This is a genomic window from Sporosarcina oncorhynchi (assembly GCF_033304615.1).
Taxonomy (GTDB): domain Bacteria; phylum Bacillota; class Bacilli; order Bacillales_A; family Planococcaceae; genus Sporosarcina; species Sporosarcina oncorhynchi.
This window is the reverse complement of record NZ_CP129118.1, coordinates 3,383,757-3,397,687: the sequence shown is the minus strand read 5'-3', so window position 1 is coordinate 3,397,687 and position 13,931 is coordinate 3,383,757. Positions and strand designations below refer to the sequence as shown.

Below are 13,931 nucleotides of genomic sequence, written 5' to 3'. Positions count from 1 at the left end.
AGACATCATGCAATACTCAAAATCAAAAATGGAGCAACTCGTCAAAAGTACACCAGAATTGAAAGAGCGGCTCAAGCAAGTTATGAAAGAACACGAACTCGAGAAAAGCTTCGCACTTAAAGCGTTATACCACGCCGAAGTGAAGGAAAGCGGCCGCTTCATGAAAGATTATCAGGAGCTGTGAATAGGATGAACCCCTTCATATATGGAGGGGTTTTTATTTTTGGGGTTTACGTTGTGTTGCGACGTCTACGTTTCGTTGCGAGCGGCTTATGTTTCGATACGGGGCAGCTACGTTTCGATACGCCGCGTTTACGTTGTGTTACGCCGCCTACGTTTCGTTGCGAGCGGTTTATGTTTCGATACGGGGCAGCTACGTTTCGATACGATGCGTTTACGTTGTGTTGCGTTGTCTACGTTTCGTTGCGGGCGGTTTATGTTTCGATACGGGGCAGCTACGTTTCGATACGACGGTTTTTATTGTGTTGCGTCGTCTACGTTTCGTTACGGGCGGTTTATGTTTCGATACGGGGCAGCTACGTTTCGATACGAGGTGTTTACGTAGTGTTGCGTTGTCTACGTTTCGTTGCGAACGGTTTATGTTTCGATACGGCGCAGTTACGTTTCGATACAAGGTGTTTACGTTGTGTTGCGCCGCCTACGTTTCGTTGCGAGCGGCTTACGTTTCGATACGGGGCAGCTACGTTTCGATACGATGCGTTTACGTTGTGTTGCGTTGTCTACGTTTCGTTGCGAGCGGTTTATGTTTCGATACGTCGCGTTTACGTTGTGATGCGTCCATTTTGATTGCTCTGTGAAAAATGAAAAGTTGAGGAGAATTTCTGCACCAATTACTCGGGAGTTAATTTCCAGTCAGATAAATGAAGAAGGAACATTATGAAATATCAACTAGATGCCCAGCTATTTTACTGATAAAATAGACAAAAAAGTGAGTCGGGAGATGTATTATGAATCTAGCACCTATTGAAACCATCGTTGGTTGTATGGCGACTGTGGATGGCGATAATGAAATCCAGCGCGTCCAAACGGAACATCGAATGAAGCTTGTGGATTTCTGGGCTATTAAAGAGGGGGCACGTGTCCTCGAAATTGGGTGTGGCCAGGGGGATACGACGGCTGCATTAGCATATACAGTGGGAGAGAAAGGATTTGTACATGGCATCGACATTGCACCTGCAGACTACGGTGCACCGATTACGCTTGGAGAAGCACGCAATCATTTATTGAAATCCCAAATAGGAAGCCAAGTGAAAATTGATTTTAATGTGGATGTTCTGGCTGAAGAAGTCGATTTTCCGCCGATGTCATTTGACCATATAGTCTTTTCACACTGCGCCTTTTATTTACGATCAGCGGATGAGCTTTCCGATATTTTGACAAAGGCGCGAAAATGGGGGAAACGATTATGTTTCGCGGAATGGGATACACGAATTCAGAGAATTGAGCAGCAACCGCATTTATTGGCTGTCCTTATCCAATCGCATTATGAATGCTTCAAGGAAAGCAGCCTTGCCAATGTGCGGACTTTATTCACTCCTGCCGATATTCTGCAGATAACGCGAAAATCCGGTTGGACTGTTACGGTAGATCGAGTCATACATTCTCCGGAACTACAAGATGGAAGATGGGAAGTTGAGATGACGCTGGCAGAATACGAAGGTGAAATCGATCGTTTGAAACAGATTTCCGATAAGGTAAAGTCCTTGCTTCATTCTGAAGTGGAATTGTTGAAGGCGGCTAATGAGAAGGAAGCGGTTGAACCATTGTCAGTGTTTGCATTTGTAGCTGAATAAAGTGATACGTAAATTTCTCGTTCAACTATCTGCATCTGGATCCAGAAATGAATACGAGCTGTGATCAGGCGCCGCCTACGTTTCGTTGCGAGCGGCTTACGTTTCGATACGCGGCGTCTATGTTGTGTTGCGCCGCCTACGTTTCGTTGCGAGCGGCTTACGTTTCGATACGGGGCAGTTACGTTTCGATACGCGGCGTCTACGTTGTGTTGCGCCGCCTACATTTCGTTGCGAGCGGCTTACGTTTCGATACGGGGCATTTACGTTTCGATACGCGGCGTCTACGTTGTGTTACGACGACTACATTTCGTTGCGAGCGGTTTATGTTTCGATACGGAGCACTTACGTTTCGATACGCGGCGTCTACGTTGTGTTGCGCCGCCTACGTTTCGTTGCGAGCGGCTTACGTTTCGATACGCGGCGTCTATGTTGTGTTGCGCCGCCTACGTTTCGTTGCGAGCGGCTTACGTTTCGATACGGGGCAGTTACGTTTCGATACGCGGCGTCTACGTTGTGTTGCGCCGCCTACATTTCGTTGCGAGCGGCTTACGTTTCGATACGGGGCATTTACGTTTCGATACGGCGCGTTTACATTGTGTTACGCCGCCTCTACGTTTCGATACACCCGCTTTACGTTGTGCTGCACCAAATCCCATCCCATAAAGGAGGTTCCCTAAAATGAAAGAATTCCTATCAAGCTTGACCCTCATTATCAGTTGGCTGCTGCTCGTTGCGACTGTGTATGTACTAATTATCTCCATCACCTTTACCTACGCTCTCATCCCAGCTCTTTTTCTAGCCATCGCGACATTCACACTTAGAATGTTCTCTAAATCACTTATGAATTCAATACAATGAATGCATCAACAACTCACTTAATGGTAGACTCAAACTAGCAACAACATGCGGGGGTGTTGGAATGGAATCGACTGAAAAAGTGCTTCGTCTCAAAAACGTAACGATGACCTATGGTGTGAAACGCGTGCTGAACGGCATCAATCTTGAAGTGGAACGTGGCCAGATTATTGGGTATATCGGACCGAACGGGGCGGGGAAGAGTACGACTGTTAAAATTATGCTTGGCCTCATACAAGATTATGTGGGGCAAGTTGAAATCTTTGGAACAGATATTGCGTCAGGTGACACTTCCTATAAACGACGGATCGGCTACGTGCCCGAACAGGCGGAGCTGTATGATACGCTGACGGCTATGGAGTACTTGGTATTTACAGGAGAGTTATATGGCCTCGACCGCAAGTATGCAGAGGAAAAGGCACAGAAGCTTATGGAAGAGTTCGAGCTTGGAGAAGTGCTCCATTCAAGAATTTCATCATTCTCTAAAGGAATGAAACAGAAAGTGCTCATCATTTCGAGTCTGTTGCATAATCCGGATCTCTTGTTCTTTGATGAACCGTTAAGTGGACTGGATGCCAACAGTATGATGATCATCCGTGAAATGCTCGCACAACTGGCAGCCCAGGGGAAAACGATCTTTTATTCCTCTCATATTATGGATATTGTCGAGAAAATCAGTAACCGCATTGTGTTGATCGTGAATGGGGCTGTCGTTGCGGACGGCAGCTTCGAGGAATTGCAGGAGTTGAGTGAAGAAGGATCGCTATCGGGTATTTTCAATCAGCTGACAGGGTTCACCGATCATGTGAGCCGTTCCGAACGGATCATTTCGATTGTGGAAGGCGGCAATGCCGATGGGTGAATTCCGCACGCTTGCCATACTGGCCAGATTCAGAGGGGTTTTCACGAAAATGGGCATTGACTACGGGACGATGGAAACAATTTTGCGGATGAAACTGACGATGGATGGAAGACGGGTACCGACAATCTTCAATGATATGCGGAAGCAAAAAGACGGCAATCAATTCCTGAAGTCGCTATGGATTTACGGCATATACGGTCTCATGATCATCCCGTTCCTCTTTATCGGCGATCAGTATATGTTCCAGATGAGTATCGTCTTCGGAATCATGATGTTTGTGCTGACAACGACAATGGTTTCGGATTTCTCATCCGTCCTGCTCGATGTGCGTGACAAAACGGTGTTGCAGACGAAGCCGATTGATGGCAGAACGATTGCTGCAGCAAAATTGATTCATATTATGCTGTACATGTTCTTCATCACAGGGGCATTCATTGCGTTGCCGCTCCTCGTCAGCCTGTTCAAAAAAGGCATCGTTTTTACACTGATTTTCATCATCGGATTAGTGTTTGCATTGCTCTTCATCGTCGTATTCACATCACTGCTTTATTTCTTCGTATTGAAATTCTTCGACGGTGAAAAACTTAAAGACATTATCAATTATGTGCAGATACTATTGTCTGTCGGTGTCATTGTTGGGTACCAAATTGTAATCCGGTCATTTTCATTTGTTGACCTCGACATTACATATACTTTTAACTGGTGGCATGTCTTATTGCCACCGATGTGGTTTGCAGCACCGTTTGAGCTAATCTTGAATCAAAACTATTCAACTTTTACAATTCTATTTACACTGTTGGCGATACTGATTCCACTTATCGCAATCTTCATCTATAGTAAATTGACGACATCCTTCGAACGGAATCTGGATAAATTGATGGGTGAATCAAAGAATAAGAATAGAAAACCGCATATGCTGGATGAACTTTGGATGAAGCTGATTTGCAGAAGTAAAGAAGAGAAAGTATTCTTTCGTTTTACTGCTTTGATGATGAAACAAGAGAGGCAGTTCAAACTGAAAGTGTATCCCTCTTTCGGTTTTGCTATCATTTTTCCGTTCATTTTCATTTTTACGGAATTGCAGACGCGCTCACTTGCGGATATTTCAAAAGGAAATACGTTCCTGTTTATCTACTTTGGCAGTATTATGATACCCACGATTATCCATATGCTGCGGTTTTCTGCGAATTACAAAGGAAGCTGGATTTTTAAAGCGGCTCCGCTCCAGAATCCGAATGCAGCATACAGCGGCACATTAAAAGCTTTTCTAGCAAAGCTATACATTCCCGTGTTCCTATTATTATCCATCATCTTCATCTGGATATTCGGATTCCGTATTGCGCCACATCTACTAGCGGTGCTGTTAGGAGCCAGTGTGCAAACGTTGCTTACGTATAAGTTTATCAATGCCGAGCCATTCCCGTTCATGAACTCCTTTGAGACGGTGCAAAGTGATGGCTCCATGAAGCTATTCTTATTAAGTCTGCTGACGGGTTTATTCGTTGTCGCACATTTAATTGCCAATGCGATTACAGGTGGCATTTATGGATATATCGCTATTCTCCTTGTCACTCTTCTAATTGGATGGAGGAAGGTATTTGCAATGAAAGATCAAGCGATACAGTAATAAAAATCCCGCTCACAATGCGTGCAGCGGGATTTTTATATTTAATTATACCCACGTTCTCCAAAAGGTTGTAAGTCGTTCAACCACTTTTCCTCAAGCTTTTCAAGTTCACGTTTTTCATCAAAATAACCAGTTTCTTTCTTTTTAAGCGTCTGAAGGATTTCGATTTCAAAAGCGTCCTTTCCGAATGCATTCCAGTCTGCTTGCAATGCTTTATTCGTATGGCTGCCATTCGCCAACATGAATGTTTGTCCATTCAATGTTTTAAAGTTTTTCGTTGTTTTAACAAAAACCTTTCCATTTTCCAAGTTTCGTATTTGGTAAACGCCACCTTCAATCGCGATGTCCATAAATTGCTTTTTCAGCTCTTTTTTCCGATCCACGTTCATTCACCTGCTTTCATTTTTTCAACCAATATGCACTACCATCCGTTTTTCGATCTAACAAACCATACTCAATCAGATATCTGCGTATCAGCACATAATCTTCATAAAAGGAACCAAGTAGTGCATTCAATCCTTTTTCGTCATATGTTTTATCATCCTCAATGGACTTTGCAATCTCCCGAATGACAATCATCCGTTGCTTTTCCTTAAGTGGGAACTTCGTCAGTCGCCCATCTTTGAAATACTTCAAAATCGACTCGTCATACTCTGATTTTGTTAAATCATACCGCTTGTCCACCAGTTTTGCGGTAGGAGGAACTGAAATGAAAGAAGGTGCATTTTCGTCCTTCTCCTTTAACAATTCCATCATCGCCAAAAATGTTTTTGCTTGTCGTTCTTTTTCTTTCAATGCAAAACGGTGATGCCGAATGGTAGAGGCACTTCCAATATCCAACGCATCTTGTACTTCACGATCCGTCCTACCTTCGTAGAAAAGCTCAAGAAGCTTACGCTGATGTTCCGTCAATCCTGTCAGTTTTCTATCCAATCGTATCAGATGCTGGAACACCGATTCATGCACACTTTCAATGTGGACGCGCATATAACGCTCTGCCTCATAAAATACGTTGTCTTTTTGGTAGACTAATCCTTTTTCAATCGACTCCCCACAGAGCAAACAACGATAAGAATGGTCTGTTTGGATGAAACCTTCTTTCAGCTCCTCCAGAGTTGCATTCCAAAACAGGTCAGGCAATTCCATATTTACACTTCCAATCCGTTTATATAAACGATTAATAATTACGTTTGTTAATCAATAAACATACTAATAATATGTTTGGTTATTGTCAATAGATAACTTTTGAATAGGCATAGATGGAATAAAGGAATTATCACCTCCTTTTCAAAGTTGGTTGGGAAAAGAACGCTTATTCGGTATAATGAAAGATACAAACAGGGAAGGGGGAGTTAATATGCTGACGGCCATTACACGTAAACAAGTCATGGATTTATGCGGGACGGTTTCGTTAAAGCGGGGCGAGGCATTCAACCGGTCGCGTAAAGTGACGATTGACCAATACGAAGAGACCTATTGCGAAGCAGTCGTAGCAGGTACCGAACCTTTCCATGTAACGGTAACATATGAGAACGAGAAAGAACTGCAAACGACATGCAGTTGTCCAGCACTGCCGTTTTACCCAACGAAATGCCAGCATATCGCAGCTGTTTTACTCGCGATTATCGAACGATCGAAACAACAGCCAGATGGTCAGGCATTGTCTGAAGAACTGCTTTCCCTCTTCAATGAACAACCACGATCTAGTGGTCACCAACTTCACTTTGAAGACCGGGAAGTGTTGGATTTGTCGTTCATAGTGAAACCCGTGCGTGCAGGAAAAGGGAAAAGTCTGCTAGGCATCGACATGAAACTGGACGGCAATGATATTGAAGACATCCAGCAATTATTGAATGTTGTGCAAAAAGGACGCAAAGCACAAATAACACCGACCCTTCTATATAATCCGCAATTCCATTGCTTTACGCAGGAAGCGGACATCATTATTCAACTGCTCATCCGGATGAATAGCGATCATCTGACGCAAGGCCGCCCGACTGATCAGGGAACGTATAGTATCCAGCCTTCTTCATGGAAAGCTATTTTTCCGTTGCTAAAAGACGCATCTTGTGTAATGGGCATCCAGCTTGGAATAGGCAAGCTTCCTGTTAAGTTTAGTTTTGAAAAAAAGGAAGACAAAGGGCATTACTTAAAGATTTCCGGGTTGCATGATGTACTCGTGTTGCAGCCGTATCAACTCGCCATATGCCAAAGTCTCATGTACACGATGGATGAAGAAAACTGCAAACGGCTCGCTGATGTCCAGCAGATGGTAGCTGCATCAGGTACGAACAGTATACCGATCGCAAACGAGCAAATCGGTTTCTTCCTTGAGAAAGTCGTACCGGGGTTGCGTAAAATCGGTGACGTACAATTGGACGAAACAGTGACAGAAAAACTAGTGAAGTCCCCCCTACAAGCGAATCTGTACGTCGATCGAGTGAATAACCGCCTACTCGCAAGTCTCGATTTCCAATACGATCACCTAATCATCAATCCATTAACCGAACAGGAATTGCCTGTCGGCTCCATGCTTGTCCGTGATTTGGAGAAAGAACGTACGATTTTACAGTTAATGAAGGATAGCTCTTTTGCCCATACAGACGAAGGCTATATTTTGCATAACGAAGAATTGGAATACGAATTCCTGCATCGCATCTTGCCGAAATTACAAAAACTTACCCGTGTTTATGCAACAACAGCTATCCGCAACCGGGTGTTCAAAGGAAGTGCACGTCCAAGAATTCGTGTGAAGAAACACGAGGAACGGACAAATTGGCTCGAATTCAAATTCACGATGGATGGCATACCGGATAAGCAAATCCGTGGCATTCTTGAAGCATTAGAAGAGAAACGGAAGTATTACCGCTTACGTGATGGCGCACTGTTGTCACTGGAAACAAAGGAGTTTGAAGAGATTCAGCGCTTTTTGGATGAAGTACCCGGTGATCTTGATCAGTTGGAAAACGGTTTAAACGTTCCGATGGTACAAGGTATCCGGATTTTGAACGCGGAAGGGGACGATGAGCTATTTTCCATGGAAGAATCGGCGAGCCGATTCTTTGAGCGTCTCCGTAACCCAGCAAGTCTGGATATAGAAGTGCCGCAAAAATTGGACTCAACGTTACGCGATTATCAAAAAGAAGGGTTTAAATGGATGAAGACACTTGCACATCATGGGCTTGGCGGTGTGCTTGCGGATGATATGGGGCTTGGGAAAACGTTACAAAGTATAGCGTTCATTATGTCTGAGCTATCGATCATCCGCGAAAGGAAGCATCCGGTTTTAATTGTCTGTCCGTCTTCTGTCACGTATAACTGGCTTAGTGAGTTTGCGAAATTCGCCCCTGACATTACAGCTGTCGTCATGGATGGCAACCGGAAAGAGCGGGCCAAATTACAGAACGATGAGGCGGAAAAGGATGTGCTCATCACGTCATATCCGTTAATACGGCAGGATATTCAATGGTTTGAGAAACAGCAATTTCACGTCGTGTTTTTTGATGAAGCGCAGGCATTCAAAAACCCATATACGCAAACAGCACGGGCTGTGAAAAGGATTGAGGCCGATCATCGATTTGCGCTGACGGGCACGCCAGTCGAGAATTCGCTTGAGGAGTTATGGGCAATTTTTCACGTCGTGTTCCCGGAGTTGTTTATGGGGTTGCGGGAATATAGTGAACTGTCACGGAAGACGATTGCGCGTCGCATCCGTCCGTTTTTATTGCGGCGGATGAAAGAAGATGTCCTCGGTGAGTTGCCGGCAAAAATTGAAATGATCGAGTCGACGGAATTGTTGCCGGAACAGAAAGAGTTGTATGCGGCTTACCTTGCGAAGTTGCGTCATGATACGTTGCGGCATCTCGATAAGGATACGCTTCGAAAAAATAAAATTCGAATCTTGGCCGGGTTGACGCGGTTGCGTCAAATCTGTTGCCACCCTTCATTGTTCGTCGATGGCTATGAAGGCAGTTCGGCGAAATTTGAACAGTTAAAGCAACTTATCGAAGAAGCGAAGCGATCGGGTAGAAGAGTGCTGATCTTCTCGCAATTCACGAAGATGCTATCAATCATCGGCAATGAGCTGGCGATGCAAGGTACGCCGTTTTTCTATTTGGATGGCGAGACACCGGCGCAGGAACGATTGGAATTTTGCGATCGGTTCAACGCGGGGGAGCGGGATCTGTTCTTGATTTCATTGAAAGCGGGCGGAACGGGCTTGAACTTGACGGGGGCCGATACGGTCATTTTATATGATTTGTGGTGGAATCCAGCAGTCGAAGAACAAGCAGCAGATCGAGCGCACCGGATTGGTCAAAAGCATGTCGTTCAAGTGATCAAACTTGTTGCACGTGGAACAATTGAGGATAAGATGAATGAGTTACAAGAAAGAAAAAGGAATCTGATCGGTGAAGTAATCGATGCGGATGATTCAGCAATGAGTGCGCTGACGGAAGAGGATATTAGGGAACTATTGCGGATCTAATGGGGTCTTATTGAATAAGCGGTTGTGGAATGGCAGAAGCTGTAGAGAATAGGGGTGAAACGTTTGAAGGCATTGAAAGTATTGATTGCTGTAGCGGTCATTGTTGTCGGTCTCGGCTATGCCGTCTATCATTTCGGCACGGGATTCATTGCAGACGAAGTGATGGGCAAAGTGGCGGCGGAGCTCGATGCAAGTGGCGAACTCGACAATGTGAGGCAGGAAGTCGAAAGGAATCCCGAGTTGAAGGCGTTCCTGGAAGAAGGGAAGCAAGCAGACACGACAAAACTTCCTTTTCAGACGAAAGAACAAGCGACCCGCGTCTTGCTGAAGAAATTCGACCTAAGTGAACTGAATGAAATCCAAATCCAAGTGCGGCAAGGTATGTCTTCAGAAGAACAGGTAGCACTCTTTGCAAAAATAGAGAGCAAACTGACAGAAGAAGAGATGCTCGCGTTGAAGGCGATTGCGTATAAGGAATTGTTTAAGTGAATGAGGATGGAGCTTACTTGCTAGGTTGTGTCACACTAATTGTAAACCCGCTACAGTCAGAGAAGACTGCAACGGGTTTTTTTCGATTGAATATAAATTTATATCAACAAGTCAGCACTATAGCATTAGCGGTAAGCCTATTCCTTCAAATGAAAAGTAGAATTCTCTTCATCAAATGTGCCCTCCATCTTACCGACACCTTCAATTATCAACTTGCCACTCTGGACAATCGGTTTATGCGGCAAAACTACTCGAATTGAAGGGATAGAGCGAATATTCTCTTCATAATGAGCGATAACGGGCTGCTGGAATAGATACTCCTGTCCATTCATCGTTAGGGCAACAAAGTTGTTATGCAATACAGTTTGTTCGCTTGCAATCATATTCATCGGATCAATGCGTTTAGCTTTCATCGTACCTTTTATTGTCACAGGATAGCCAGGTGAATTTACAACTGTTTCAATAACCAAGTCTTTCTGAGCTCGTACATACGCAAGAATTTGATGCGTTTCATCACTGATTACGTGTTCAGCCAATGTGATGGGTTCCATGCTGATACACTCCCGGAAAAAAGGAAACAGTGTCAGCTCGGATTCCATGAAGCGATTTTGCCAATGAGGAGACAACTTATCCAATAGCAAACACATAAACAATCCAGCACTATAACAACTTTTCCGTATATGAAGAGCAGCATCTTTTCGGTCAAGCAAATATTCACCGTATTTGAAGACAATTGCATCATAGGGCAACGCCGATTTGTCGGCCGATGCTTGTAATTCCACATACCATGCAGGTCCTTCTATCGTTTCAATCCGATTTTCATACGTCATGAAATCCCCGATGAGCAATGACCTTTTTTCACGTTGGGCAATGAATCGTCTTACATGCTCCATCTGTTCCTTCGGTTCGGTTGTTATCACTGCCGCGTAAAGACTTGCTCTCTCTGCATCCCGAAGTTCAACGTTTTCAGGTGAAAGGGGATAGGTAACACCCATAGTTTCGTCAGGAAATCGCTTTTCACCTTTTACGTATTGATAGCCATGAAACAACTCGTGAATAAGGATAGAATAAAGGTCTTCAAGCTTTTCATAGCGTTCAATTTTGACAATCGCAGTAGGCATATCTTCAAATAATATCAACGTATCTGCCATGAACTGCTCTGTCCAAGGCACAATCGCATAGCCTCCATTTGCTGTCGGGTAATTCGGGTGTTGAAAAAGATACACATTCTCATCGTCATACAAAGCGTAAGCGACCGGCTTAAAACCCGTCCAGTACGTCGTGAAATCGACGGTAGACATTACTTCGGTTATTTCTTCAATTCTGGGATCCATGAATAAGCCTCCATTAACATTCATCTCTGTAGTATGTATTTCTGCGTTGGAACGAGACTTTCCTTTATTTGAATAAAAAATTGCTTGCTGGGATTTACTATTTAGCCGTACTTTCATTCCTATCGTTTTACGCAATTGAAGTGGATTTTGTGAAAAAGGCTAGTTTCTTCTTCCTTTTATATGCGATTGTCGAGCTTCTATCGAGACCGCTCTCGGGTCGTCTGTTAGATGGAAAAGGTGAAAAGTCATTAGCATGTTCGTATTTAGCCAACTTAACGCGCATACAGAACCATACGGGTATATAAATCACCAATACTATACGCTTTAAATTCAATCATCCATTGTAAAAATTATGAAAATACTGTAATGTTTAGTTGTCTAAACATTTAATGCTATAACAAATTTCGAATCTATTTTACAGTTTGGTGATTTTGAAGATTTAGAGGGTATTAAAAACATAACCAAAGGGGGATTTTATGATGGCATGGGATTATGAATATGATGTTGTAGTTGTTGGCTCTGGCGCATCAGGTTTCTCTGCTGCAATTACAGCAAAAAAAGAAGGATTACATACGTTATTAATTGAAAAAGAAAAGTATTTTGGAGGAGCTTCCGCTTTATCGGGTGGTGGAATATGGATTTCAAATAATAGATATTTAGTTGAGGCTGGCGCTGCTGATAGTTTTGAGGAGTCAAAGTTATATTTAGATGCAACTGTTGGCGATTTAGTAAGTGATAAAATTAAAGAAACTTATCTACATAAGGGTGTCGAAATGTTGGAGTATATGCATAACTTAGGACCACACATGAGGTTCTCCTATGCAAAAAATTACTCTGACTATTACCCAACACAACCAGGCGGGAAAGGGACGGGTAGGTCAATCGAACCTAAAGTGGTTGACTTAAATACTTTACAAGATTGGAAGAGCAAACTAAACTTCTTCCTCCTGCAATGGATACAAAAGGCTTCGTTATGACAGGGCAAGATTTTGTTAAAGTTAACATGATTACTAGAACTTGGGCCGGGAAAAGAGCTTCTATTCCACTAGGTTGGCGGTTAATCAAACATAAATTATTAAGAAAAGATTATGCATCTTTGGGAAGGTCTTTAATGGCTCGTATGGCTTTAACATACAAAGATTTAAACGGTGAAATTTGGCTCGAATCACCCTTTGTTGATTTTACCTACGAAAACGACAAAGTAACCGGTTTAATAGTAAATAAAAATGGTCAACAAGTAACGATCAAAATCAATAAAGGCATCATTTTTGGTTCAGGTGGATTTTCTAAAGATCAAGAGAAGAGAGAAAAATATCTTCCGAGCCCACAAGATGCAAGTTGGACAAGCTCACCAGAAGGTCAAACTGGGGACATCATTGAACCGTTTGCAAAACTGAATGCACGGTTTGGTTTAATGGATAGAGTTTGGGGTGCACCTTCTGTTATTAATCATTTAGGGAAACCATTCTTTTTAGTCGCTGATAGAGGGATTCCGAATATGATCATCGTTGACCAAGACGGAAAAAGATATATTAATGAGCCCACTCCTTACCATGAATTTGTCGATAAAATGTATGAACACAATGAAAAAACAGATGGGAAAGCAATTACTTCTTGGATTATTCTAGATGCACGTGCTAAGAAAAGGTATATATTTACCGGACTATTCCCAGGACAAGATTTCCCTAAAGAATACTATGAGAATGATGTTGTGTTAAAAGGAAATACAGTCGAAGAATTAGAAGGAAAGTTAAATATTTCAAAAGGAAATTTAGTAGAAACAATGGATAGATTTAATGGGTTTGCAAGAGATGGTAAAGACTTGGACTTCCATAGAGGAGAAACGCCACATGACACGTATTATGGTGATCCTAGTTTACCAAATCCAAATTTACTCGAAATCAATGAAGCACCTTATTATGCAATGAAAGTATATCCAGGCGATATCGGTACTAAAGGCGGCGTCGTTACGGACGAATTTGCAAGGGTAGTCAAAGAAGACGGAACTGTATTTGATAATGTCTACGCTGCTGGTAACTGTTCAGCATCGATCATGGGGCATTCTTATCCTGGTCCAGGAGCAACAATAGGACCAGGTATGACCTTTGGTTACGTAGCTTCCATGCACTGTAAAGATAAAAAATAAAAAGCCTTTTTTATAACATTCATTGTGTAACAAAATCGTTTGAACGAATACAATTTTAAATGCTTTTTACACTTTATGCATTTATGGAGAAGAAGAAAATACAAATCTTATTTTGATGCAGGAGCTAGTAATTCTTAATTATTCTTAAGGCTGTAGACAGACTCGAATTTTGAGTTTGCCTACAGCCTTATCCGTTCTAAGTGCTAATTCGATAACATGTTAAAAAAGGTTTGTTACTTCATTTACTTATGATATAGTTCTCCGTAATGTACTTAGTTTCCCTTTTTCATATATCCTTACTAGCGATTCATCGCTATT

Annotated in this window: 13 protein-coding genes; 10 read left to right on the top strand and 3 right to left on the bottom strand. The window is 42.8% G+C overall.

Features of this window, described 5'->3' with window-relative positions; all coding sequences use genetic code 11:
- Nucleotides 1-7: 7 nt before the first annotated feature.
- The 5 genes from QWT69_RS16855 to QWT69_RS16835 all read left to right on the top strand — a co-directional run bounded on the left by QWT69_RS16855 (nt 8) and on the right by QWT69_RS16835 (nt 5,158).
- Nucleotides 8-184, top strand: coding sequence for a hypothetical protein (locus tag QWT69_RS16855; protein WP_191693808.1), 177 nt, complete (start codon nt 8-10; stop codon nt 182-184).
- Between the two features lie 784 nt (nt 185-968).
- Entirely contained in the window at nt 969-1,814 is an 846-nt protein-coding gene (locus QWT69_RS16850; RefSeq protein WP_317967662.1) for a class I SAM-dependent methyltransferase, read from the top strand.
- A gap of 678 nt (nt 1,815-2,492) precedes the next feature.
- A complete protein-coding gene (locus QWT69_RS16845; RefSeq protein ID WP_317967660.1) occupies nt 2,493-2,672 on the top strand; it encodes a hypothetical protein in 180 nt (59 codons plus the stop codon).
- Nucleotides 2,673-2,733: 61 nt separating this feature from the next.
- The gene (locus QWT69_RS16840; RefSeq protein WP_317967658.1) at nt 2,734-3,531 is read left to right on the top strand and encodes an ABC transporter ATP-binding protein; all 798 of its coding nucleotides are present in this window, start codon (nt 2,734-2,736) and stop codon (nt 3,529-3,531) included.
- Nucleotides 3,524-5,158, top strand: a complete 1,635-nt coding sequence (locus tag QWT69_RS16835; protein WP_317967655.1) for a hypothetical protein — start codon at nt 3,524-3,526, stop codon at nt 5,156-5,158. The genes QWT69_RS16840 and QWT69_RS16835 overlap by 8 nt, the downstream gene beginning before the upstream one ends.
- A gap of 41 nt (nt 5,159-5,199) precedes the next feature.
- Here QWT69_RS16835 and QWT69_RS16830 read toward each other — a convergent pair whose 3' ends face one another.
- Entirely contained in the window at nt 5,200-5,541 is a 342-nt protein-coding gene (locus QWT69_RS16830; protein WP_317967653.1) for a GIY-YIG nuclease family protein, read from the bottom strand.
- A 16-nt stretch (nt 5,542-5,557) separates the two neighbouring features.
- Entirely contained in the window at nt 5,558-6,304 is a 747-nt protein-coding gene (locus QWT69_RS16825) for a DUF2087 domain-containing protein (protein ID WP_317967651.1), read from the bottom strand.
- Between the two features lie 211 nt (nt 6,305-6,515).
- Here QWT69_RS16825 and QWT69_RS16820 point away from each other — a divergent pair, with 211 nt between their 5' ends.
- Nucleotides 6,516-9,644, top strand: a complete 3,129-nt coding sequence (locus QWT69_RS16820) for a DEAD/DEAH box helicase (protein ID WP_317967649.1) — start codon at nt 6,516-6,518, stop codon at nt 9,642-9,644.
- A gap of 63 nt (nt 9,645-9,707) precedes the next feature.
- Nucleotides 9,708-10,133, top strand: a complete 426-nt coding sequence (locus QWT69_RS16815; protein WP_317967647.1) for a hypothetical protein — start codon at nt 9,708-9,710, stop codon at nt 10,131-10,133.
- Between the two features lie 137 nt (nt 10,134-10,270).
- Here the strand turns inward: QWT69_RS16815 and QWT69_RS16810 are convergent, their stop codons facing one another.
- Nucleotides 10,271-11,467 (bottom strand): hypothetical protein, encoded by a 1,197-nt coding sequence (locus QWT69_RS16810; RefSeq protein ID WP_317967645.1) that lies wholly within the window; start codon nt 11,465-11,467, stop codon nt 10,271-10,273.
- A gap of 68 nt (nt 11,468-11,535) precedes the next feature.
- Between QWT69_RS16810 and QWT69_RS16805 the strand changes: the two genes are divergently transcribed.
- The 3 genes from QWT69_RS16805 to QWT69_RS16795 all read left to right on the top strand — a co-directional run bounded on the left by QWT69_RS16805 (nt 11,536) and on the right by QWT69_RS16795 (nt 13,613).
- On the top strand, nt 11,536-11,772 hold the full coding sequence (locus tag QWT69_RS16805) for a hypothetical protein (protein WP_317967643.1): 237 nt from the start codon (nt 11,536-11,538) through the stop codon (nt 11,770-11,772).
- Between the two features lie 171 nt (nt 11,773-11,943).
- Nucleotides 11,944-12,444, top strand: a complete 501-nt coding sequence (locus QWT69_RS16800; protein WP_317967641.1) for an FAD-dependent oxidoreductase — start codon at nt 11,944-11,946, stop codon at nt 12,442-12,444.
- A complete protein-coding gene (locus tag QWT69_RS16795; protein WP_317967639.1) occupies nt 12,441-13,613 on the top strand; it encodes an FAD-binding protein in 1,173 nt (390 codons plus the stop codon). The genes QWT69_RS16800 and QWT69_RS16795 overlap by 4 nt, the downstream gene beginning before the upstream one ends.
- The last annotated feature ends 318 nt before the right edge of the window (nt 13,614-13,931 follow it).